Genomic DNA, 21,708 nt, shown 5'->3' on the forward strand with positions numbered 1-21,708 from the left:
CTCCCACCGAACTGCGGGCTCCCACCGAAGTGCGGGCTCCCACCCGATCTGCGGGCTTTTACTGATCGCCCTTGACGAAAACCGCACGGGTGTAGAGCAGATGGAAGCCGCGTCGCTGCACGTTGCGCTGGGACTGCGACCCCGGCGCCGTGGTGACCACGGCGATATCGGCACCGACCTGCACGGCATCGCGCAGGCGTGCGGTGAGCAGTGCGCCCTGCACGCCGCGGCGCCGGTGGCGCGGTGCCGTCGCCGCGCCGGTCAGCTGGGCCACGCCATCGGTGACCCGCATGCTGCCGCCGCCGGCGACATCCCCGTCGACCACCGCCACATACGGCGTGACACCGGCTGCGGCGAAATCCCGCTCGGCGCGGTCCACCACGTCACGCGGAAATTCCTCGGGACTGGGCACCCCTTCCCCGTCCGGATGGGCGAACCCCTCCACCACCACGTCGACCCACGCGTCGAGTTCATCCTCCCGGGCGGGGCGCACCTCGATCCCGGCGGGTACCTCCTCGAGGGTGTCGCCGAGTGCGCGGCCGAGCACATCCTCGAAGGCCACCGCCCGGTAGCCGCGGCCGCCGAGCAGTTCGGCGATCCGGGGATCCGCGAGCGTGCTCAGTTCGACCGGGGTCGGCGACCCGTGATCGGTGTAGGCCCGCTCGACCGCGGCGATATCCGCCTCGCGGGGCACGCCCGCGAATCCCAGTCCCACCACCTTGTTGAAGGGTGCGCCCCGCTCGGCGAAGGCCGCCACCCCACCGGCCAGCGGTAGCGCGAATCCGTCGGTGCCGCGGCGGGTGGCCGCGTCGACGGCCGCGCCGATGAGGGCGGCTTCGGCGTGCTCGATGCGTCGGCCCAACTCGGTGCCGCAGAACAGGATGCTCACGGCCGGACACTCTGTCACCACAGCGACATCAGCGCCACATAAATTCCGGTGCCGACGAAGATGGACAGCAGCGCGTGCCGCCGCCACACCTGCAGACCGGCTGTCACCAGCACCGCGATGACCAGCCAGAGTTGTTGGCGCCCAGCCGCTTCGGGGACATCTCGGACGGTGTACAGCGCCAGCATGACCATCACCCCCAGCGGCATGTGCAGGCTCAGGTACCGGACCACCGCGCTGTGCCGCATGGGTGCCAGCACCGCGAACGGCAGTGCCCGCAGCGCCCAGGTGACCGCGGCGCTGACCGCGACCAGGACCGCGATGTGCCCGGTGTCAGGCATCTGCATTCCGGTGCCCGGCCACGAACCGGGCCAGCAGCAGGACGGTGAACGCCGCGAACGCCCACACCAACAACTGCCCCGGCGCCAGCAGCCAGGCCAGCACTGCGCACCCCACCGCCATCAGCGCGGTGAGCCGGTCCGGGTGTTGGCGGTAGGCGTCGATCGCCAGCACGATGAACAGGGCGGTGAGCGCGAATTCCAGGCCGTGCAGTCGCTCGATCGGCAGTGCTGCGCCGAGCAGGCCGCCCGCGCCGGCCGACACCGTCCAGGTCAGGTGCAGACCCGCCTGCATGCCCAGGATCTGGCGCGAGGTCCACGCGCCGGCGTCGGGACTGACGCCCACCGCGAAGGCCTCATCGGAAATCACATAGGTGCTGTAGAGCTTGCCGGGCAGACCGCGAACCCGGTGCAGCGGAAAGGACAACGCGTAGAAGACGTGCCGCGAGTTGACGATCAATGTCGTCAGCGCGACCGTGGCGATCGGCGCTCCGGCGGCGGCCAGACCGACCATCAGGAACTCCAGCGAACCGGCGTAGATCACCGCCGCGAACACCGGCGCCCACCACCACGCCAGGCCGGCGTGCACCACCAGGAAGCCCAGCGCCATGCCCAGCGGGAGAAAGGCCAGGCCGATCGGGGCTGTCAGTCGAAGAACGGACATCTGGACAGTTTGGCAGCCTCGTAAACGGGTAAACCGGCACACCATGAGGACCGAATTTCACGCTCAACTCGACCGGCTCACCGCCGAGCTCGGAGAGATGTGTGGAATCGCGGCGGCCACCGCCGCCGATGCCACTGTCGCCGTCGTCGACAGCGACGCCGCCGCGGCGCGACGCGTGCGCAGCCAACTGAGCCATCTCGATGAGCTCAACGAACAGGTGGACCAGCGGGCCTTCTCGTTGTTGGCGCGGCACGCTCCGGTGGCCCATGACCTTCGGCTCGTCATGACGGCGTTCGGCATCGCGGCGAACGCCGACCGGATGGGTGCCTTGGCCACCAATATCGCCGGTATCGGCACCCGCGCGCGCACCGGTGTCGCGGTGCCGGCGACGACCCTGGGCTTGTTCGCCGATATGGGGCGCCACGCCGTCGACCTCGCCGAGCGGGCCCAGCGCGCGGTGATCGCCGGCGATACCGTCGAGGCCGCCCGCATCCAGCAGGGCGATGCCGCGATGAACGACCTGAACCGCGAACTGCTGGGCACCGTGTTGAACGAACGGTGGTCCGACGGAGTGGCCGCGGCCACCGATGTGGCACTGCTCGGCCGTTTCTACGAACGTTTCGCCGATCACGCCGTGGATATTGCGCGGAAGGTGATTTTCCAGGCATCCGGAAAAACCCCGGAAGTCGGCCAAATACCGATCTGATCAGGCACTTTGTGGCCATTCGCCAATAATCACCAAGGTCACAGAATGGCACAGATGTTAATAGAGTGAATATTGTGAATAATGATGGGCATTGAAGGGGGCACGTAGCCGACCGGAAACAGTCGAGGAGAACAAGTAATGGCCGCCCGAAGATTGGCCGTGCTCATGACAGCGGGGCTCGCAATCGCCCTGGGCCCGCTGACCGCACCGACCGCCGCGGCGGCGCCGGAATGCTCCGATATCGAAGTCGTGTTCGCGCGCGGCACCGATGAGCCGCCCGGTATCGGCAAGGTCGGCAAGTCCTTCGTCGAGACGCTGCGCCCCATGGTCAAGGGCAAGTCCATCAGCACCTACGCGGTCAAGTACCCGGCAACCTGGGACTTCATGAAGGCCGCGGTCGGGGCCAACGACATGAGCAAGCGGATCCAGACCATCGTCGCGCAATGCCCGAAGACCAAGATCGTCCTCGGTGGCTACTCGCAGGGCGCCGCGGTGGTCGACGTCGTGGCGACGGCGCCCATCGCCGGCCTCGGCTACACCGCACCGCTGCCCGCAGCCGCCGTCCCGCACATCACCTCGGTGGTGGTGTTCGGCAATCCGTCGGCGCGCATCGGTAACCCGCTGACCCGGATGAGCACGACCTTCGGGCCGCGCACCGCGGATCTGTGCGCACCCGCCGACCCCATCTGCTCGCTGGGCCGCGACTGGGACGCCCACGTCCAGTATCCGGAGTCCGGCCTGGTCAAGCTGGGTGCGGAGTGGACAGCCAAGCTGATCAAGGCGGCGGACAAGAAGCCCGAGACCACCAAACCCGCTCAGGGCACGTCAGCGTCCACGCCAGGTTGATCCGTCCACCGGGTACAGCAGGTGGGTGCCGCGCAGTCCCTTGAGTTCGACCTCGCGCGGAGCACCGAGCCGGATGTCGTCGAGTCCGTCGACGGCCTGGCCGACCGGCGCGCTGACCAGGATCTCGCCGCCGTCGGCCTGACCGGCGACCCGGGCCGCCATCGCGACGTCGAGGCCGAACAGGTCCTCGCCGCGGCGGACCGAGGTGCCCATGTGCACCCCGATGCGCACCTTGATGGACTCCCAGCGCTGCGGGTTCTCCTCCAGCGCGCACTGCACGTCCGAACTGCAGCGCACCGCGTTCTCGGGGTCGGCGAAGGCCATCATGAAACCGTCGCCCTGGTTCTTCACCACGTGTCCGCCGTGCTTGCCGACCAATGATTCGATCAGCTTGTTGTGCTTCTGCAGCACCCGCACCCACGCCCGGTCACCCATCGACTCGTTGAATTCGGTGGAGCCTTCGATATCGGAGAACACGATGACCACCCGGCCGTCGGCGGTCAGCCGGGCCAGGTCTGGGCGTTCGATCTGGGCCCAGCCCGCGAGGTCTTCGATCGAGTTGCGCACGGTGGCGCCGAAACCCTTGTTGATCAGCATGTCCGCGGTCTGGAAGACCGTCTTGAGCGCCAGCGGGGCGACACCGCGGCGCCGCCGCCGTCGGTGATCGTCCTGTTCGGCCAGCAGCCGGGTGAGCTCGCGACGGACGCTGCCCAGCTGGCGGCGCGCGACGATGAACAGCACCAGGAAGGTGATGAGTCCCGCGAGTAGTAACCCGGCGGCGCCGAGCAGGAGGAGTTCGGTGCCGGCCACCCGCCGATTATGACCGCTCAGTCGGGAAGCGAGTTGCTCAGCCGCTCGGTGGCGGCCAGGTAATCCTCGATGAATTCCAGCACCACATCACGGGCCGGCTTGACCTTGTTCATCAGGCCGACGCCCTGCCCGACGAAATAGGTCGACAGCAGCCGGGCGCCCTCGTGGCCCTGATCGGCCAGCGCGTCGATGCGGCGCAGCACCGGTTCGGACAGCATGTTCTGCAGTGGCAACGGAAGGGGCTGTTGGCCACCGGGATTCGGGGCCCAAGCGTCGGTCCAGTCCGAGCGCAGCTGGCGCGACGGCTTACCGGTGCGCCCCGCGGAGCGCACGGTGTCCCGCGAGCTGGCGGCCAGCATCTTGGTGACCGTATGCGGTTCGGTCTCGGCCTCCTCGGTCGTCAGCCACACCGAACCGGTCCAGGCCCCGGCGGCACCCATCGCCACCGAGGCCGCCATCTGACGGCCGGTAACGATTCCGCCGGCGGCCAGCACCGGCACCGCATCGTTGATGGCGTCAATGACCTCGGGGACGACCACCAGCGTGGACACCTCGCCGCAGTGCCCGCCGGCCTCGGTGCCCTGGGCGACGATCAGGTCGACACCCGCGGCGACCTGTTTGACGGCGTGCTCCTTGGCGCCGACCAGCGCCGCGACCGGGATGCCGCGCTCGCGACCGGCCTCGATCATGTAGTCCGGTGGCACACCGAGCGCGTTGGCCATCATCTTGATGGGGTGGCTCATCGCGACCTCGAGCAGCTCCGCGCCGTTGCCGCCGGACAGCACGGGCTTACCGGTGCGGACCTTGGTGTCGGGTTCGATGCCATGGTCGGCGAGCAGCTTGTTGACGAACTCGCGGTAGCTGTCCGGGATGCGGGAAGCCAGATCGTCTTTCGAGAGCGTCTCGCCCTTGCCCTCGAATTTGGCCGGCACGATGATGTCGATCCCATAGGGCTTGCCGTTGACGTGCTCATCGATCCAGGTCAGCTCGCGGTCCAGCTGTTCGGGCGAATACGCGGCACCGCCGAGCACCCCGAAACCGCCGGCGTTGCTGACCGCGGCCACCACATCGCGGCAGTGGCTGAAGGCGAAGAGCGGGAAGTCGATGCCGTAGCTCGCGCAGAAGGCCGACGAAGAAGAGGGGCTCATCCGCTCATTATCGACACCCGTCAAGTTTGGTGTGCACGGGGTCCCCGGCAAACACCCATAGTGTGGAGGACATGCGTATCGGACGACGAGAAGCTGTGGCGCTGTCCGTGGGGGTGGTGTTGCTGGTCGCGGCGTTCGTGGTGCCGCATCTGAACCTCGGCATCGTCACCCCGATGATCAACAGCACCCCCCAAAGACTGCGCGATTTCGCCGACACCGCACCGATCTTCGGATGGTGGAACGCCCACGTCGGCTGGGGCACCGTGCCGGCGCTGCTGATCGCCGCAGCGGTGGTGCGGTGGGGCCCGACCGTGGCTGCCACGCTGCGCTGGCGATCACTGGTCGGTCTGAACTGGGCCACGTCATTTCTGTGGGCCTTCTCGCTGGCCATGATCGACGGCTGGGAGCGCGGTTTCGCCGGGCGCCTGGCGGCCCGCCACGAGTATCTGCGCCAGGTCCCGACGATCACCGACATTCCCGAGGCGCTACGCACTTTCTCCGGCAGAATCCTGGATTTCCAACCGGATTCGTGGATCACCCACGTTTCCGGGCACCCGCCGGGCGCCCTGTTGACCTTCGTCTGGCTGGATCGCATCGGGCTGGGCGGCGGGGCCTGGGCCGGCCTGCTGTGCGTATTGGTGGGCTCCAGCGCCGCCGCGGCGATCATCATCGCGATCCGCGCCGTCTCGGACGAGGCGACCGCGCGGCTGGCAGCACCCTTCGCCGCGGTGGCCCCGACCGCCATCTGGATCGCGGTGTCGGCCGACGGGTATTTCGCCGGGGTGGCCGCCTGGGGTATCGCGCTGCTGGCACTGGCAGTGCACGGCTCGCGGCGCTGGTCGATACCCGCCGCCGCCGGTGCCGGGCTGCTGTTGGGCTGGGGCATCTTCCTCAACTACGGGCTGGGCCTGATCGCGGTGCCCGCGGTGGCGGTTCTGCTGACCGCCAACGGTTGGCGTGCAGCACTGCGCGCCCTGGTGCCCGCTGTGGTCGCGGCGCTGGCCGTGGTGGCGGTGTTCTACGCGGCCGGATTCTGGTGGTTCGACGGGTATCACCTGGTGCAGGAACGCTATTGGCAGGGCATCGCCAACGACCGGCCGTTCCAGTACTGGGTGTGGGGGAACCTGGCCTCCGCGGTGTGCGCCATCGGCCTGGGCAGCGTGGCGGGCCTCGGCAGGGTCTTCGACATCAAGGCGTTGCGCCGGCGATCCGGACTGCACGTGCTGCTGACGGGGGCGTTCCTGTCCATCGTGCTCGCCGACCTCAGCATGCTCAGCAAGGCTGAGACCGAACGCATCTGGCTGCCGTTCACAGTCTGGCTGACCGCGGCCGCGGCGCTGCTGCCGCCCCGGTCACACCGGTGGTGGCTGGCGCTCAACGTCATCGGCGCCCTGACGATCAACCACCTGATCTTGACGAATTGGTAACCGCCGCAACAGAAGGTAGACGGGCACGCACAGCCACACCACGGCCAACGCAATGGTCAATCCCAGCGGGTAGTCACGATCGAGCACGCTGGGGTTGTCCGGCCGCATACCCGGTCGGCTGAACACCGGGATCGCCAGCAGCACCAGCACCGCGCTGCACAAGCCGGCCACCGCGACCGGGTACTGCCATGGCAGCGGAATCAGCCGCCGCCCGGCCAGCCCGATGGCCACGCACACCGGCGCGAACACCAGATCGTGGACCACCGCGGCCACCACCGCCCAGACCAGGATGCGCAGGATGATCACCGACGGAAGGTCCAGGAGCAGCACGGCGCCGTAGCCGCCGAGACCGATTCCCAGCAGTGCCAGCAGAATCCGGGTGAGTGTCACGACAGCACCTCGATGCGCGAGAGCCACTTGGTCTGCAGCACGCCCGGCCTGCTCGGGGCGATCAATCGGCACGGATATCCGTGGTCCAGGTTCAGGGTCTCACCGTTGAGTTCCAGGGCGATCAGGGTGTGCTCATCGCGGGCGTGGCGGGCGGGCAGCACCGTGCGCGAATAGGGGCCGGGCGGCTCCAGCGACACCATCCGCACATCGGCATCCGGTGAACCATCGACGGCGGCCACGAGATCGGCCAGCACCACCCCGGTCCATTCGGCGTCCGCGCTCCAGCCCTCCACACACGCGATCGGCAACCGGTGGGTGGACTGCGGCAAAGCGCGCAACTCGTCGACAGTGAAGGTTCGGGTGCGCGCACCGTTGACAACCGTCAGCCGGTAGTCCGGGGCTGCCGCGGCCCGCCCCACCCTGGCGGCAGCGGCCGAGCGGTTCACCGGAAGCCCCTGCGGCCCTTCACCGGTGCGTGGAGCGAGCACAGAGACCCGGCGCAGCAGCGGCACCGACTGGCCCACGGTGACCACTGTGGCCGCCGCCACCGCCAGCCAGGCGCCGCGCAGCACGGTGCGCCGACTCGGGCCGACCCGACCACCGTCGGCGAGCACGTCGAGGGGTTCATCGAGCGCTCGGCGGATGACCGGCAGTTTCACTGCGATGTGCACCAGCACCGCACCCGCCGCCACATAGGCCATCGCGTAATGCGCCGTGGGGAAATAGAATTCGAACGCATACCACTGGGCGATGTTCAGCAGACCGGTCGACAGTTCGAACAGGACGGCCGCGACGAGCACCAGGATCGAGGCCCGCTCCAGCATCCTGACCGGTCCCCCGATGATCGGTCGCTCGAACAGCTTCGGCCACACCGACCACAGTTTCACCACCACCAGGGGTATCGCGGCGATACCGGAAGCAACGTGCAGGCCCTGGGTGAACCGGTACAACCACACCGGACGAGTGGGCCAGAGGAACCACGGCTGCGGATGCTGGATGAAGTGACTGAGCAACCCGGTGACGAAGCACACCGTCACGGCGATCCCGAGCGCAATACCGACCCTGGCGGTCACTGCGGTGCCGCGCAGGGCGGTCACCGGGCGACCAGGCTCGCGATCACACGCTCACCGATGGGATGCACAGCCCGCAACGCCAGCCCGACATCCTCGGCGATCCGCGCCGCACAGTCCAGGCCCACCGAGGCCCACCGGAACCACGGACCGGTGGCATCGGCCGATTCCAGCCGCACCCACCGCGCCTCGACTCCGGTTACCGCCGTGTCGAATTCGGCCAGGCACTCGCCTCCCCGGCGCAGCAGCTCACCGGCGCGCTGCAGGACCCGCCACGGATCCCCGCCCAGCCCGATATTTCCATCGGCCAGCAGCGCGGTGTGCCAGCGCCCGATTCCGGGTAGCGGACCGAAGAGGTCGCGGCGCAGTACCGGCACGCCACTGCTGCGGGCCAATTCGACGGCGCAGGCGGATTGGTCGACGCCCAGCGCCGGCACACCGCGCTCCAACAGATCGGCGACCAGGCGACCCGGGCCGCATCCCAAATCGATGGTGGGACCGGTGCACATGCTGACGATGGCGCGATCGAACACGCTGTCCGCGCGCGACCCGATCAGCCAGTCGTGCACCGGAAGCCGTTTCACCCGGCCGTCCTCCTGCCGGATCCAACATCGCTCACCGTCCAGGGCCTGTTCGTACAGATCTCCGTGCACCCCTACACCCCCACGGTCCGGGTGGTCTGCGCGAACCGGCCGGTGGGGGCACACGCGCACCGCACCCCGTCGATGTCGGCGATGGTGTCGACATCGGCGAGTTCGTCGACCAGTCGCACACCCAGACCGGCATCGAACAGCGCGAGCAGTGTGCGGGCACCGGTATCGGGCTGCGACATCGGCACATCACACAGGCAGCCGGCCATCGCCGGGTCCTGCACGCCGAGCACCCACCAGCCACCGTCGGCGGCCATGCCGAGCACCGTGTCGGCGTCCCGTAACGCATCACCGCATTCGCCGATCAGTGCGGGACTGACCTGCGGGGTATCCATGCCGATCTGGATCACCGGCAGTCCGGCCTCGGCTGCGTCCTCGTGAGCATGCGCGAGCCGCTCAGAAAAACCGTCACCGCGTTGCGCGATGACGGTGAAATCGGCCAGCCGGTCCGCGATCTCGTCGGACCGACACGCCTTACGTAGATCACCGGTGAGCGCCACCACCCGCCGTGCCACCGGTGCGGCGGCCACCGCGTCCAGCGTGTCGAGCAGGGCCGCCGCGGCGATATCGGCGGCCACCCTGTCACCGACGGCGGCGGCCAGCCTGGTCTTGGCCAGACCGGGCACCGGCGCCTTGGCCACCACCAAGACGGTCCCGCGCCACATCAGATTGCCCGCCAGAAATCCCAGGCGGCGGTGGCGCTACCGCGCACCGAACCGCTGACCTTGGACTTGCCGCCGGTGCGGGGGCCGTAGACCACATCGCGTTCGACCACTCGCCAGTCCGCCTTCGCGGCGCGGACCAGCAACTCCAGGGGGTACCCGGACCGGCGATCGGTGACACCGAGTGCCAACAGCTTGTCCCGGCGGACCACCCGCATCGGCGCGATATCGTGCACCGGCAGGCGGTAGCGCTGGCGTAGCCGCCAGCACACCGCGGCCGTGCCGAGCCGGGCGTGCCACGGCCAGCTAAGTCCCGGGGCGGCGCGGCGCCGACCGATCGCCATATCAGCGCCCAGGTCGAGTTCGTCAACCAGACCCGGCAGCTCCTGGGGGTCCAGCGAACCATCCCCGTCGAGCACCGCCACGATGGGCGTCGCCGCGGCGACCACCCCCGCATGCACCGCCGAGCCGTAACCCGGACGTGCCTCATGCACCACTGTCGCGCCGTGCGCGCGAGCCACGCTCGCGGTGTCGTCTGTGCTGTTGTTGTCGACCACCAGCGCCCTATACCCGTTCGGGATGGCCGCCAACACACCTGCCAGCGAATTTCGCTCATTGAGGCATGGAAGTACGACCGTGACGAGAGCCGGTTCGCGGTCGGTCATGGCAACGACGGTAGGCGGCCTACCGGACGGATGCCACAGCAAAACGGTGACGGAACCGTGACACCGCAGCTCCGCGGGCCTCCGGCGGCTAGCCTCGGAAGCTATGACCCGGGTGCTGATCGCCGACGACGACACCGTCGTGCGCGATGTGGTCCGCCGGTATCTGGAACGCGATGGGCTGGATGTGGCGATCGCGCACGACGGCACCCAGGCCCGGCAGCTGTTGGAATCCGGTCAGATCGACGTGGCCGTGCTCGACGTGATGATGCCCGGCTCGGACGGGCTGACCCTGTGCCGCGATCTGCGCCGCGACGGTGACTTCAGCCTGCCGGTGATCCTGCTGACCGCGCTCGGCGAGCAGGATGACCGGATCGCCGGACTGGAAGCCGGCGCCGACGACTATCTGACCAAACCGTTCAGCCCGCGCGAGTTGGCCCTGCGGGTGCGCTCGCTGCTGCGGCGCCTGCCGGGTCCGATAATGCCTGTGCCGATGGAACTTTCGGTGGGCGAGCTGTGCGTGTCGACCGCTGCCCGCGCTGTCACGGTGGCCGGGCGTCCGGTCAGTCTGACCAACCGGGAGTTCGATCTGCTGGTCTTCTTCCTGACCCACACCGACACCGTGTTCTCCCGTGCCGATCTGCTCAAACAGGTGTGGCGTTGGGACTTCGGGGACATGTCCACCGTCACGGTGCATGTCAAACGACTGCGCGCCAAGCTCGGCGACCAGCACCGGGTGCAGACCGTGTGGGGCCGCGGCTACCTGTGGAGCGCACAGTGACCGACCTATGGGAGATGGCCGGGTGGGCGTTGGCCTGCTCCATACCGGTGGTCGCGGCGGGTGCGCTGGTGATCCGGCTGGCGCGATCGTGGTCCCTGGCGGTCAGCATGGTGGCACTGGTGCTGATCCCGACGCTGGCCACCTTCACCGGTGTGCTGGGCGCCAGCGGGTTCATGATCACCCAGACCTTCGAGCAGATCGCCGTTGTCCTGGTGATCGTCTCGGTGGTGACCATTCCGACCGCCGTCATGCTGGCCCGCTACCAGGCCCGGCGCACCGTGTGGGAGAAAGAGATCCGCGATTCGGAGCGGGCCGCCGAGGAGTCCCGGCGCCGCCTGGTCGCCTTCGTCAGTCATGACCTGCGTACACCGCTGGCCGGGATCCGCGCGGTCTCCGAAGCGATCGCCGACGGTGTCGTCACCGACGACGAGGTACGCATACAGGCCAAACACATCGAGCAGGAATCGATCCGGCTCGCCGCGATGGTCGACGACCTGTTCGAGATGTCGAAGATCAACGCCGGCGCGGTGGCACCCACACAGGAACCGGTGGCACTCGACGAGGTGGTCGACGATGTCCTTGCGGCGCACCGCATTCCCGCGCAGCGGGCCGGGGTGAGCTTGCGGGCCGAACTTCCCGAGCAGCCGGTTCGCATCGTGGGTAGCGATCGTTCCCTGGTCCGGGTGTTATCTAACCTGGTGGCCAATGCCGTCGCGCACACACCGGCAGGCGGCAGCGTCACGCTGGCGGTCGGCTCCGAGGGCGGGCACGCCTGGGCCAGGGTCGACGACACCGGTGTCGGCATCGACGAGGCCGATCTGCCGCGGGTGTTCGACGTGGCGTACCGCGGGTCCAACGGTCGTGTGCCACGTGATGATTCGTCGTTACCGAGCGGGTCGGGTCTGGGACTGGCGATCGCCGCGGGGCTGGTGCAGGCGCACGGGGGATCGCTGACCGCCCACAATCTGGACACCGGCGCCCGGTTCGAGGTGCGGCTACCGCTGTCGGGTTAGTCCCGCAGCGGCGCGAAGGCGAACTCGGCCAGACCGTCGCGCGGGTCCACCGCGGCGCGGAAGCCCAGCAGCTCGGCCGCCCGCGCCGGGTCGGCGACGATATGGCGGACATCCCCGTTGCGGTACTGCCCGGTGACCTCCGGAGCGGGCGCCTCGCGCGCTTCACTGAGCCGGGTGGCGACATCGAGAATCGACACCGGCCGCCCCGAACACACGTTGAACGCGGTGAATCCGGCGAGGTTCGCCTCGACCGCCGCGACATTGGCCGCAGCCACATCGTCGACGTGCACGAAGTCGCGCATCTGCCCGCCGTCCTCGTACACCTTGGGCACCCCGCCGGCTTCGAGCTGCGAACGGAAGATCGCGGCCACCCCCGAGTACGGGGTGTCCCGGGGCATCCCCGGCCCGTAGACGTTGTGATAGCGCAGTGCGACCACCGAACCGCCGACTGAGTCGTTGAACGCCAGCGCGTAATGCTCCTGCGCGGTCTTGCTGGCCGCGTACAGGCTGCGCGGCTTCAGCGGTGCGTCCTCGTCGACCAGGCGCCAGCGCAGCGGTTCCCCGCTGAGCGGGCAGCGGTGATCGAAGACCCCGCCGTCGAGGTCCTTCTTGGTGCGCGGCAACGGTTCGACCGGTCCGTGCTCGGGGCAGTCATAGCCGCCCTGCCCGTAGACCACCATCGAGGACGCCAGCACAAGCCGCGAGCAGCCCGCGGCGAACATCGCGGCCAGCAGCACCGTGGTGCCGTAGTCGTTGTGACTGCCGTAGGACGGCGCGTCCGCGGCGTTGACCCCGGCACCGACCACCGCGGCCTGGTGGCAGACCACGTCGACACCGTCGAGCAGGCCTGCCACGGCGTCGGCGTCCCGGATGTCGAGCAGCCGGCATTCCGGTGGCGGCTCGGCGCCGCCTCGATGCGCGGCGGGCAGCATGACGTCGACGGCGACCACCTCGTGACCGGCATCGGTCAGCTGCGCCCAGATCCGGCTGCCGATGAATCCGGCGGCACCGGTCAGCAGCACCCTCACGGCAGTTCGAACGGCAGCGTGACGCCTTCGTGTGCCAGGCAGTGCGTGCAGGTGCGTTCGGGTGCGACCCCCGCGATGGCCTCGTGCACCAGCTGCTTGAAGCCGCCGATGTTGCGTTCGAACTCCGCGAACACATCCACCGCGCGCACACCCGCACCGGCTTCCACGCCGGCATCCAGATCGGTCACCAAAGCAATCGCGGCGTAACACATTTCGAGTTCCCGTGCCAGCACCGACTCGGGATAGCCGGTCATGTTCACCAGCGTGAAGCCTTGAGCGGCCCACCACTGGCTCTCGGCGCGGGTGGAGAACCGCGGGCCCTGGATGACGACCATGGTGCCGCCGTCGACCACCGAGGGCAGCTCGGATGCCGCAGCCCGCAGCGTCGGGCAGTACGGGTCGGCGAACCCGACGTGGATACCGCCGGAATCGAAGTAGGTGTCGGCACGCCCGCTGGTCCGGTCGACGAGCTGATCGGGTACCACGATGGCGCCCGGCCCGAGTTCCGGGGTCAGGCTGCCGACCGCGCACGGCGCGAAAATGCGCCGCACCCCGAGCGCCCGCAGCGCCCACATGTTCGCGCGGTACGGCACGGTGTGCGGGGAGAACTCGTGGCTGAGCCCGTGCCGCGGCAGGAACGCCACGTCATGGCCGGCGACGGTGCCGACGGTGATCGCCGCACTGGGCGCACCGTAGGGGGTGTCCAGGCTGATGGTTCGGGCGTCCGGGCCGAAGAAGGTGTAGAAGCCGCTACCTCCGATGACGCCGAGCATCAGGCGTCGGGCTGCCCGTCCAGTTCGGCGCGTTCAGCGGCCTGCCGCGCGGCATCACGGATGGCGAACGCATCGGTGGCCAGCCCGCCGATCGCATTGGCCACATCCTTGACCGCGGTGGTGATGATGGTCGCGACCTCGCCCACCGTGGATGCCACAGTCTCCACGCCCTCCTGCAGGGCGTCCTTGGTGATTTCACTCTTGCTGAGTCGGTCAGTCATGTGCTCAGTCTCATGCCGACCACCCGATGTGACAAGGTGCGCCGCGTCACGCCTGCTCAGGCAGGTTGTTCCCCCGCCCCGGTGCGCACGTGCAACGATGGCGCGCGTGGCTAGCTTTGCGCAATGGATAGAGGGCGCCCGCCCGCGCACCCTCCCGAATGCGGTCGCGCCCGTCATCGCCGGCACCGGCGCGGCGGCGTGGCTCGGCGAGGCCGTGTGGTGGAAGGCGCTACTCGCGCTGGTGGTCTCGCTGGCCCTGATCGTCGGGGTGAACTACGCCAACGACTACTCCGACGGGATCCGGGGCACCGACGATGTCCGCAGCGGACCACTGCGGCTGGTCGGTTCCAAGGTGGCCTCTCCGCGCGCGGTGCTGACCGCGGCGCTGGTGAGTCTGGTGGTGGGTGCCGGAGCGGGGCTGGCGCTGGCGATCGTGAGCCAGCCCTGGCTGATCGCCATCGGCGGCGCCTGCATCGCGGCCGCCTGGCTCTACACCGGCGGGTCCAAACCGTACGGCTACCGCGGGCTCGGCGAGGTCGCGGTCTTCGTGTTCTTCGGTCTGGTCGCGGTGCTGGGCACGCAGTACACCCAGGCGCTGCGGGTGGACTGGGTGGGCCTGGCCATGGCGGTCGCGATGGGCTCGTTGTCCTCGGCGGTGCTGGTGGCCAACAACTTACGAGACATCCCCACCGACACCGACTCCGGCAAGATCACGCTGGCCGTGCGCCTCGGCGATGCGAAGACCCGGATCCTCTACGTCGGCCTGCTGGCGGTGGCCTTCGCGTTGACCCTGGTGCTCATGCTGGCCACGCCCTGGACCGCGGTGGGGCTGGTTGCCCTGCCGCTGGCCGTGCGGGCGGCCGGACCGGTGCGGCGCGGACTCGGCGGCCGCGAACTGATTCCGGTGCTGCGCGACACCGGGCTCACCATGCTGGTGTGGGCGATCGCGGTCGCGCTGGCACTGGCGCTGGGCTGACCGTCCCCGGAACCCTCGTTGCGAGATCGACCTGAGGGTCGCGATCTCTGCGGAACTGACCGGAATCACGACCGTGAGCTCAATCTCGACCTGAGCACTCCGACCGCACTGCCGCCGGGGCCAGCGTCGTCGGGGGTGCGGGCTCGCGCTCCTCGACCACTGTGACCGATCGCCGGTTCGCCCGGCGGACCGCCCAGAAGACCACCAACAGCGCGACCCCGAGCAGCGGATAGCCCATCCCGATCCGGGCGAACGCCAACCAGCCGGTGTGGCCACCGTCGTAGAGCCACTGCTGGACCACGAACCGCGCCGCGAACAGGGCCACGAACGCCAGCGTCGCGATATCGAAACCCCGCAGCACGGACCTGTCGGCACGCCACGCCGGGTCCGGTCCGCTGCTGCGCAACAGATTCCAGATCACCCCGACCAGCGGACGGCGCGCCAGCAGGGACACCGTGAACGCGGCGGCCATGGCCAGGCTGATCCAGATGCCCGGCAGGAAGTAGTTTTCCGCCGAGCCGGTGTAGTAGGCGATCAGCGCCGCGATGACCACGCCGAGCAGACCGGACACGGCAGGCTGAATTGGTTGCCTGCGCGCCAGCCGGAACACGATCAGTGCGGCACTGACCGCGACAGCCACCACCACCGCCACATCCAGTCCGGCGATCGCGTTGGCGATGACATAGGCGAAGGTGGGCACGCTCGCGAGCACCAGCCCGGACACGCCACCCACCCGTTCCAGCACAGTCGGTTCAGCTTTGTTCATGGCGCCATCGCACACTCGGACGTAACGGCACAGTCAAGTCCGGGCCTGGGCCAAGATGGACAGGTGGCCTGGAGTACCCGTGAAATCGCCGAACTCGCCGGCACCAGCCTGCGGGCCGTCCGGCACTACCACCAGATCGGCCTGCTCCCCGAGCCCGATCGGCGCTCCAACGGCTACAAGCAGTACAGCGTGGCGCACCTGGTCCGGCTGGTGCGCATCAAACGACTCGTCGACCTGGGGTTCTCGCTGCCGCAGATCGCGGCGCTGGGCGACGACGACGATCATCCCGAGCAGGCGCTGCGGGAGCTCGATGCCGAACTGGCCGCGACGATCGAGCGGCTGCAACGGGCGCGGGACGAACTGGCCGTGCTGTTGGAGCACTCGGCGCCGACCGATCTGCCGCACGACTTCGTGCCACCGGAGGCGGCGGCCAAGATGACCGACGCCGATCGTGCCCTCGTCGTCGTGCTGAGCCGGGTCCTGGGGCCCCGCGGTATGCAGGTCTATGCGGACATGATGCGGGAGACGCCCGAGGACCCGGCGTCGGCCGAATTCGACACCCTGCCCGCCGATGCCGATGAGCCGACGCGGAACGACCTCGCGGAACGTCTGGCGCTCTACATCCGGGCGGTGAACCAGGCTCATCCCGGACTCGCCGAGTCCCGGTCCGACGCCCCCCGCGGGGAACGCTTCGCGACCAAGACGATCAGCGGCGCGATGGCCGATCTCTACAACCCGGCGCAGCTCGACGTGCTGCGCCGGGCCGGCGAGATTCTGCGCGCCTCAGCCGCCCAGGGTCGGTAGCGGCAGCGGCGCCAGCCGGTGGCCCGGCGGTTCGGTGCCGTGCAGGTGCCGGACGAAATAGTCCCAGGTGCGACGCAGGAAATAGTGCTGCCGACCGATCAGCGCGTGCTCGGCGCCCGGGATCATGATCAGGTCGAAATCCTTTTCGGCCTTGATGAGTGCGTCGATGAGACGCATCGTCATGTACGGGTGCGCGTTGTCATCGAGCTCACCGTGGATGAGCAGCAGCTTGCCGGTGAGGTTGCCGGCCAGCGTGGCGTTCGAGATGGCACGCCTGCCTTCGTCGCTGAGGTCGCCGTGGTAGTGCTCGGCCCACATCGCGAGGTTGATGTTGTTGTCGTGGTTGCCCGATGTCGCGACCGCCACGTGGTAGGCCTCGGGGTACATCAGGACGGCACGCGCGGCGGCAAAGGCGCCGGCGGACTGGCCGGTGATACCGACGCGTCCGGTGTCCAGCCACGGGTATCGGTGCCCGAGTTCCCGGATCGCCGCGACGTGGTCGTCCAAGGCTCCACCGTTGCCGAGGTCGCCGTAGGAATGGTCCTGAAATGCCTTGCCCCGCGCCGCGCTACCGCGCCCGTCGATCGCCACGACGGCGAAGCCGAGCGCTGCGAAGGCCTCCGGTTCGCCCTGATGGGGCGGATCGAACGATGGTCCGGCCCGGTAGATCTGCGGGCCCGGATAGATGTGCTCGATGATCGGATAGCGCCGATCCGGGTCGAAATCGTGTGGGCGCCAGAGCAGACCGTAGATCGGTGTCCTGCCGTCCGCGGCGGTCGTGCGGAAGCGCTCGGGTGGGCTCCAGCCAAGTGCCTGCAGCGCCGCCGTGTCCGGTGACTCGAGCTCGACGGTGACCTTCCCATCGGCGTCGAGCACAACAGATCGGGGCGCCACGCTCGACGACGATGCCCGGTCGACGATGTAGCCACCCTCGGGTGGGCTCACGGCGTCGTGGTCGAGATGGTCGTCGGTGAGCCGGGTGAATCCGGAACCGTCGAGATCGATCCGGCAGATCTGCCGGAGGTACGGATCGTCGGCGACGAGACCGCCCGCGACGAACCACACCTGCCGGCGTTCCTCGTCGACCCACAGCAGCGAGCGCACAAGCCACGGCCCGGTGGTGATCTGGCTGATCTGTTGTCCGTCGGCCGAGTAGAGATACAGATGCCCCCAGCCGTCGCGCTGCGACCACCAGACGATCTCGCCGGAGTCCAGCACATGCACCATCTGCGGGTCCCCCAGTTGCACCGTGGGGTCGACGCGGGTTTCGCCGGTCTCGGTGATGAGGGTGGTCGTGGCGCCCGTCGCCGGGTCGAGGCGGCGCAGCTCGAGGGTGCGGGCGTCGCGGGAATGGTGCAGGAAGTGCACGGCATCTGTTCCCGTCCACCAGGCGTAGACGAGCGCGGTGTTGTGCATGATCGCCGTCGGCGGATCCTGCTGCCGGACCACGGAACGATCGGTGACGTCGAGGACGTTCCACGTCATCTGGGCCACCGCGTCCTCACCGGGCATCGTGTAGCGGGTGCGGTGCTCGACCGGGCGGCCACCGTCGCGCGGCGTGGATTCGATGAGCACCAGCTCCGGCAGGTCACGTTGATCGATGCGCTGCACCAGGATTCGCGTGGAGTCCGGTGACCAGTGGAAGAAGAGCGGGGCCGGCAGGCCGAGAAGGCGCATCAGAGCCTTCGCCCCGGTGGTCTCGGGCAGACTGCCGTAGTCGAAGTGCGGTTCGGCATCCTCGGTGAGCGCGAACTCGTGCCCACCGTCGGCCCGCCGGACCCAGATGTTGCCGTCCCGACTGGACGCCACCCACTGCTCATCCGGGGACGGCACCTCACCGGGCAGGGGCGTCACATGATCGGACTTGCGCAGGCCCAGACCGTCCGACCATTCCCACGCCTGCTCGAGCGCGTTGAACCGCACCGCATCGCCATGGAACTCGACCGCCGCGATCGACAGATCGTCGCCGTTCACCGCATGTCCCGATGCCACCGAGAGCGCCGCGGCCAATCGGTCGTGATCGAACGCGTCGCGGCGGCCACCGGCGGCCGGATCGACGATCACGTAACGGGTGCCGACCTGGTACCAGAACCGTGTGCCGTCGGAAAGCCACTGCGGCGTCAGCCTGCTGCCCGGGACCTTGCGCTCCCGGTAGGGGGCGAGCAGTTGCTCGGCGCGTGCGTAATCGGAGTCGGTGAGGATTCGGGTCACGGACACATACGACACCCGGACGTAGCGGCATGGTCAACCGCCTTGACCGTGCCGCAACGGCACAGCCTTACCTGGAGCCATGCCGTTCATCGCCGTCGCCTACCTGAGCTCGCACTTCCTGAGTTTCCTCGGGAACGGGATCCTGGCGGTCGCGCTGCCGCTGATCGTGCTGCAGACGACGGGGAGTCCGCTCAGCGTCGGCGCGGTGTCCGCGGCCACCGCGGGTCCCGCGCTGCTGGTGGGACTTGCCGCCGGCGTGCTGATCGACAGGGTGAACCGGCGGACCTGCTCGATGCTCTCCGATATCGTCTCGGCCGCCGCGGTGGCCGCGATACCGGTGGTCGATCTGCTCTGGGGTCTCAGCCTCAGCTGGCTCGTCGGGCTCGCCATCGTCGGATCCTTCGGCGATGTGCCGGGCATGACCGCCCGGCAGGTGATGGTCCCCGCGGTGGCCCGCCACGCCGGGGTGTCGCTGGAGCGGCTGATCGGCCTGCGGCAGTCCATGACATCGATGGCACTGGTCATCGGGCCGGCCGCCGCGGGCACACTGCTGTCCTTGTTCGACGGCAGCACAGTGCTTTTCGTGACGGCTGCGACATCGGCCGCCGCCGCGCTGATCACCACGGCCCTGCCGCACCGGCTCGGTCGCGTCGACGCCGTCACCACCGACCGCGACTCGCTGTGGACTCAGCTGGCGGCGGGCGCGGCGGCGCTGCGCAACAGCCTGTTCCTGACCGGTACCGTCACGCTCACGGTGGGGCTGGCGGTCACCCTCGGCGGACTGCAGGGCCTGGTGCTGCCGCTGTACTTCAGCGTCATCGGGCGGCCGGACCTGCTCGGTTTCGTGCTGACCGCACTCGCCCTCGGGATGCTGGCGGGGACCACCACCTTCGCCGCGGTCGGTACGCGGATGTCGAGGACGTTCTGGTTGACGTCCGCGTTGATCGGGACGACGGTGGGCTTCCTGTTGATGGCGACGCTGATCTCGCCGGCGTGGGTGTTCGCCGGGGCGGCGATCCTCGGCGTCGCGAACGCGGTGCTCGGCGCCGTCCTGGGGGTGTTGCAGGCCGAACGCATTGCGGACGGGGTCCGTGGCCGGGTGCTGAGCCTGCAGAACGCGTGCCTGCAGGTCGCCGCGCCGGCAGGCATCGGGATGGCAGGCGTCATCGCGGAGTTCGGCTCGCCGGTCGCGGCCGGTGTCACCGTGTTCGTCATCTGGCTCGCCGTCGCAGGCACGCTGATGGCGTCGCGGGCGCTGGCCGATCTCGAACCGGCGGCCGGTTAGCTGTCCTCGCCGCGCAACCGCGCCTGCAGGGTTTCCTTGTCCTTGCGGCGGCGCTCGTCGAACTCGGCGATGCTCAGGGTGGCCCGCCGGCGCAGCGGCGCGAAGATCCAGATGCCCAGCGGCAACGCCAGCACCAGAGCGAACAGCACCGCGACCACGACCGGGAACTCGCGCAGCCCGACGAGATGTCCCGCGCCGATGATCACCCCGGTGAGGACTGCGGCGAGCGCCAGCCGGGCGAACAGGTAGGCACCGACATCACGCAGCATCCGGGGACCCGGCCGAGAATCAGACACGGCCCGAGCCTACCGAGGCAACGCGTATATTCGGAGCAAGGAGGTTATTCGCTTGCAGTACTTACTCCTGGCCCTGATCGTGGCCGGGCTCGCATATGCGACTTACCGATTGGTGCGCGCTTCGGCCAATCGCCCGAGGCCGCGCGTCATCGGACCGGACGACGATCCCGATTTCCTGCGCAGGCTCCGCGACGGCGACAACCCGCGCAGCTAGTCAGCTCGCGCTCGGGAACCCCGCGGCAACCACCGCTGCCAGCCGCAGCAACGCCTCACGCGTCGGCGGCTTCAGGCGTTCCAGGCTGATCTCGGCGCCCTCCTCCAGGTGTGGGTCGAAGGGCACCTGAAGCACCGCCCGGCACCGCCGGGAGAAGTGGTCGACGACCTTCTGCAGATCGACCTTGCCGGAGCGCGGACGCACCGCGTTGACCACCGCGACGGCATTGCGCACCAGATCCTGATGGCCGTGGGCGTCCAGCCAGTCCAGCGTCGCCGATGCCGAGCGCGCCCCGTCCACCGAACCGGAGCTGACGACGATCAGCACATCGGCCTTCGACAGCACCGCGGCCATCGCCGAGTGCAGCATCCCGGTGCCGCAATCGGTCAGCACCAGGCTGTAATAGCGCTCCAGCAGTTCGACGGTCCGCGCGTAGTCCTGTGAACTGAATGCCTCGGAGACCGCCGGATCGGATTCCGAAGCCAGCACCTCCAGCCGGCTCGGGCCCTGCGAGGTGTAGCGCCGGACATCGCTGTAGGAGGCGATCCCCTCGGCGTCGCGCAGCAGGTGCCGCACGGTCGCCGGGGTCTCCAGGGGCACCTTCTGGCTCAGGGTCCCGCGGTCGGGGTTGGCGTCCACCGCGATGACCCGGTCACCCCGGCTGGACGCGAAGGTGGCCCCCAGCGTCGCGGTGACCGTCGTCTTGCCGACGCCGCCCTTCAGCGACAGCACCGCGATGCGGTAGCAGCCACGCAGCGGCCGGCCGACCTCTTCGAGCAGGGTGATCTGGTTGGTGACCTTCGGGCTCTCACCGACGTTGAGCAGCTTGAACGACCCGAGATACACCCAGCGACGCCAACCCTTCGAGGGTGCCTGTTTGGGCCGGCCGAGCAGCGCCACGGTGGACAGATCGAGGTAGGGCGCCGGCAGCGGGACCGGGCTGGTCTGTGGCGGCAGATCCGCTGCGCTCGGCCCACCCTGCACAACAGGGAACCCGTGCGGCGGTGTCGGCGCCGTCCACTCCGGCGGCAGCGCCAGCGAGGGATCGACGAAGCGGTTCTGCTCCCGGAAGCTCGGCACG

Annotated in this window: 26 protein-coding genes; 9 read left to right on the top strand and 17 right to left on the bottom strand. The window is 69.0% G+C overall.

The window, feature by feature from the left end:
• Positions 1 to 58 precede the first annotated feature (58 nt).
• The 3 genes from ASE48_RS25950 to ASE48_RS25960 are packed head-to-tail and all read right to left on the bottom strand — an operon-like array spanning position 59 to position 1,888.
• Positions 59 to 880, bottom strand: a complete 822-nt coding sequence (locus ASE48_RS25950; RefSeq protein ID WP_200962286.1) for a GNAT family N-acetyltransferase — start codon at positions 878 to 880, stop codon at positions 59 to 61.
• Positions 881 to 903: 23 nt separating this feature from the next.
• Positions 904 to 1,227 carry a branched-chain amino acid transporter permease gene (locus ASE48_RS25955; protein WP_057170661.1) on the bottom strand — a complete coding sequence of 108 codons (324 nt, stop codon included), beginning with the start codon at positions 1,225 to 1,227 and terminating at the stop codon, positions 904 to 906.
• Entirely contained in the window at positions 1,220 to 1,888 is a 669-nt protein-coding gene (locus ASE48_RS25960; RefSeq protein WP_057170071.1) for an AzlC family ABC transporter permease, read from the bottom strand. Before ASE48_RS25960 ends, ASE48_RS25955 begins: the two co-directional genes overlap by 8 nt.
• A gap of 43 nt (positions 1,889 to 1,931) precedes the next feature.
• On the opposite strand from ASE48_RS25960, the gene phoU reads away from it, so the two are divergent.
• Both phoU and ASE48_RS25970 read left to right on the top strand, forming a co-directional pair.
• Positions 1,932 to 2,594, top strand: a complete 663-nt coding sequence (gene phoU / locus ASE48_RS25965; RefSeq protein WP_057170072.1) for a phosphate signaling complex protein PhoU — start codon at positions 1,932 to 1,934, stop codon at positions 2,592 to 2,594.
• Between the two features lie 165 nt (positions 2,595 to 2,759).
• Positions 2,760 to 3,440: a cutinase family protein gene (locus ASE48_RS25970; RefSeq protein WP_057170073.1), complete on the top strand. Its 681-nt coding sequence runs from the start codon at positions 2,760 to 2,762 to the stop codon at positions 3,438 to 3,440.
• Here ASE48_RS25970 and ASE48_RS25975 read toward each other — a convergent pair.
• Together ASE48_RS25975 and ASE48_RS25980 are read right to left on the bottom strand one after the other, a co-directional pair.
• The gene (locus tag ASE48_RS25975; RefSeq protein WP_057170074.1) at positions 3,420 to 4,250 is read right to left on the bottom strand and encodes an adenylate/guanylate cyclase domain-containing protein; all 831 of its coding nucleotides are present in this window, start codon (positions 4,248 to 4,250) and stop codon (positions 3,420 to 3,422) included. The two genes, ASE48_RS25970 and ASE48_RS25975, sit on opposite strands and share 21 nt — an antisense overlap.
• Before the next feature lie 17 nt (positions 4,251 to 4,267).
• Positions 4,268 to 5,398, bottom strand: a complete 1,131-nt coding sequence (locus tag ASE48_RS25980) for an NAD(P)H-dependent flavin oxidoreductase (RefSeq protein ID WP_057170075.1) — start codon at positions 5,396 to 5,398, stop codon at positions 4,268 to 4,270.
• A 71-nt stretch (positions 5,399 to 5,469) separates the two neighbouring features.
• Between ASE48_RS25980 and ASE48_RS25985 the strand changes: the two genes are divergently transcribed.
• The gene (locus tag ASE48_RS25985) at positions 5,470 to 6,825 is read left to right on the top strand and encodes a hypothetical protein (protein ID WP_057170662.1); all 1,356 of its coding nucleotides are present in this window, start codon (positions 5,470 to 5,472) and stop codon (positions 6,823 to 6,825) included.
• Here ASE48_RS25985 and ASE48_RS25990 read toward each other — a convergent pair.
• The 5 genes from ASE48_RS25990 to ASE48_RS26010 are packed head-to-tail and all read right to left on the bottom strand — an operon-like array spanning position 6,751 to position 10,262.
• Positions 6,751 to 7,215, bottom strand: a complete 465-nt coding sequence (locus tag ASE48_RS25990; protein WP_057170076.1) for a hypothetical protein — start codon at positions 7,213 to 7,215, stop codon at positions 6,751 to 6,753. The two genes, ASE48_RS25985 and ASE48_RS25990, sit on opposite strands and share 75 nt — an antisense overlap.
• Positions 7,212 to 8,303, bottom strand: a complete 1,092-nt coding sequence (locus ASE48_RS25995; RefSeq protein ID WP_156409420.1) for a molybdopterin-dependent oxidoreductase — start codon at positions 8,301 to 8,303, stop codon at positions 7,212 to 7,214. The genes ASE48_RS25990 and ASE48_RS25995 overlap by 4 nt, the downstream gene beginning before the upstream one ends.
• A gap of 5 nt (positions 8,304 to 8,308) precedes the next feature.
• Complete coding sequence (locus tag ASE48_RS26000; RefSeq protein ID WP_057170078.1) at positions 8,309 to 8,938, bottom strand: class I SAM-dependent methyltransferase; 630 nt, start codon at positions 8,936 to 8,938, stop codon at positions 8,309 to 8,311.
• 2 nt (positions 8,939 to 8,940) lie between these two features.
• Positions 8,941 to 9,600, bottom strand: a complete 660-nt coding sequence (locus tag ASE48_RS26005; protein WP_057170079.1) for a TIGR04282 family arsenosugar biosynthesis glycosyltransferase — start codon at positions 9,598 to 9,600, stop codon at positions 8,941 to 8,943.
• Complete coding sequence (locus tag ASE48_RS26010; protein ID WP_057170080.1) at positions 9,600 to 10,262, bottom strand: glycosyltransferase family 2 protein; 663 nt, start codon at positions 10,260 to 10,262, stop codon at positions 9,600 to 9,602. Before ASE48_RS26010 ends, ASE48_RS26005 begins: the two co-directional genes overlap by 1 nt.
• Before the next feature lie 103 nt (positions 10,263 to 10,365).
• Between ASE48_RS26010 and ASE48_RS26015 the strand changes: the two genes are divergently transcribed.
• Positions 10,366 to 11,040, top strand: a complete 675-nt coding sequence (locus ASE48_RS26015) for a response regulator transcription factor (protein ID WP_057170081.1) — start codon at positions 10,366 to 10,368, stop codon at positions 11,038 to 11,040.
• 14 nt (positions 11,041 to 11,054) lie between these two features.
• Complete coding sequence (locus ASE48_RS26020; protein WP_200962287.1) at positions 11,055 to 12,053, top strand: sensor histidine kinase; 999 nt, start codon at positions 11,055 to 11,057, stop codon at positions 12,051 to 12,053.
• Here the strand turns inward: ASE48_RS26020 and ASE48_RS26025 are convergent.
• The 3 genes from ASE48_RS26025 to ASE48_RS26035 are packed head-to-tail and all read right to left on the bottom strand — an operon-like array spanning position 12,050 to position 14,075.
• Positions 12,050 to 13,081, bottom strand: a complete 1,032-nt coding sequence (locus ASE48_RS26025) for an NAD-dependent epimerase/dehydratase family protein (protein WP_057170083.1) — start codon at positions 13,079 to 13,081, stop codon at positions 12,050 to 12,052. The two genes, ASE48_RS26020 and ASE48_RS26025, sit on opposite strands and share 4 nt — an antisense overlap.
• Complete coding sequence (locus ASE48_RS26030; protein ID WP_156409385.1) at positions 13,078 to 13,857, bottom strand: S-methyl-5'-thioadenosine phosphorylase; 780 nt, start codon at positions 13,855 to 13,857, stop codon at positions 13,078 to 13,080. The genes ASE48_RS26025 and ASE48_RS26030 overlap by 4 nt, the downstream gene beginning before the upstream one ends.
• The gene (locus ASE48_RS26035; protein ID WP_057170085.1) at positions 13,854 to 14,075 is read right to left on the bottom strand and encodes a hypothetical protein; all 222 of its coding nucleotides are present in this window, start codon (positions 14,073 to 14,075) and stop codon (positions 13,854 to 13,856) included. Before ASE48_RS26035 ends, ASE48_RS26030 begins: the two co-directional genes overlap by 4 nt.
• A 106-nt stretch (positions 14,076 to 14,181) precedes the next feature.
• Here ASE48_RS26035 and ASE48_RS26040 point away from each other — a divergent pair, with 106 nt between their 5' ends.
• Positions 14,182 to 15,051: a 1,4-dihydroxy-2-naphthoate polyprenyltransferase gene (locus ASE48_RS26040; protein ID WP_057170663.1), complete on the top strand. Its 870-nt coding sequence runs from the start codon at positions 14,182 to 14,184 to the stop codon at positions 15,049 to 15,051.
• Positions 15,052 to 15,130: 79 nt separating this feature from the next.
• Here ASE48_RS26040 and ASE48_RS26045 read toward each other — a convergent pair whose 3' ends face one another.
• Positions 15,131 to 15,817: a DUF3159 domain-containing protein gene (locus tag ASE48_RS26045; RefSeq protein ID WP_057170086.1), complete on the bottom strand. Its 687-nt coding sequence runs from the start codon at positions 15,815 to 15,817 to the stop codon at positions 15,131 to 15,133.
• Between the two features lie 63 nt (positions 15,818 to 15,880).
• On the opposite strand from ASE48_RS26045, the gene ASE48_RS26050 reads away from it, so the two are divergent.
• Positions 15,881 to 16,621: a helix-turn-helix domain-containing protein gene (locus tag ASE48_RS26050; RefSeq protein WP_057170087.1), complete on the top strand. Its 741-nt coding sequence runs from the start codon at positions 15,881 to 15,883 to the stop codon at positions 16,619 to 16,621.
• On the opposite strand, the gene ASE48_RS26055 is transcribed toward ASE48_RS26050, so the two are convergent.
• A complete protein-coding gene (locus tag ASE48_RS26055; protein ID WP_057170664.1) occupies positions 16,601 to 18,832 on the bottom strand; it encodes a S9 family peptidase in 2,232 nt (743 codons plus the stop codon). The genes ASE48_RS26050 and ASE48_RS26055 overlap by 21 nt on opposite strands.
• Positions 18,833 to 18,911: 79 nt before the next feature.
• Between ASE48_RS26055 and ASE48_RS26060 the strand changes: the two genes are divergently transcribed.
• Complete coding sequence (locus ASE48_RS26060; protein ID WP_057170088.1) at positions 18,912 to 20,117, top strand: MFS transporter; 1,206 nt, start codon at positions 18,912 to 18,914, stop codon at positions 20,115 to 20,117.
• Here ASE48_RS26060 and ASE48_RS26065 read toward each other — a convergent pair.
• Positions 20,114 to 20,386 carry a DUF4229 domain-containing protein gene (locus ASE48_RS26065; protein ID WP_200962288.1) on the bottom strand — a complete coding sequence of 91 codons (273 nt, stop codon included), beginning with the start codon at positions 20,384 to 20,386 and terminating at the stop codon, positions 20,114 to 20,116. The two genes, ASE48_RS26060 and ASE48_RS26065, sit on opposite strands and share 4 nt — an antisense overlap.
• Before the next feature lie 79 nt (positions 20,387 to 20,465).
• On the opposite strand from ASE48_RS26065, the gene ASE48_RS33240 reads away from it, so the two are divergent.
• Positions 20,466 to 20,627 carry a hypothetical protein gene (locus tag ASE48_RS33240; RefSeq protein ID WP_200962272.1) on the top strand — a complete coding sequence of 54 codons (162 nt, stop codon included), beginning with the start codon at positions 20,466 to 20,468 and terminating at the stop codon, positions 20,625 to 20,627.
• Here the strand turns inward: ASE48_RS33240 and ASE48_RS26070 are convergent, their stop codons facing one another.
• A complete protein-coding gene (locus tag ASE48_RS26070; RefSeq protein WP_057170090.1) occupies positions 20,628 to 21,707 on the bottom strand; it encodes a MinD/ParA family ATP-binding protein in 1,080 nt (359 codons plus the stop codon). It lies immediately after the preceding gene.
• Between the last annotated feature and the right edge of the window lies 1 nt (position 21,708).

The sequence above is a fragment of the Mycobacterium sp. Root265 genome (assembly GCF_001428895.1).
Classification (GTDB): Bacteria; Actinomycetota; Actinomycetes; order Mycobacteriales; family Mycobacteriaceae; genus Mycobacterium.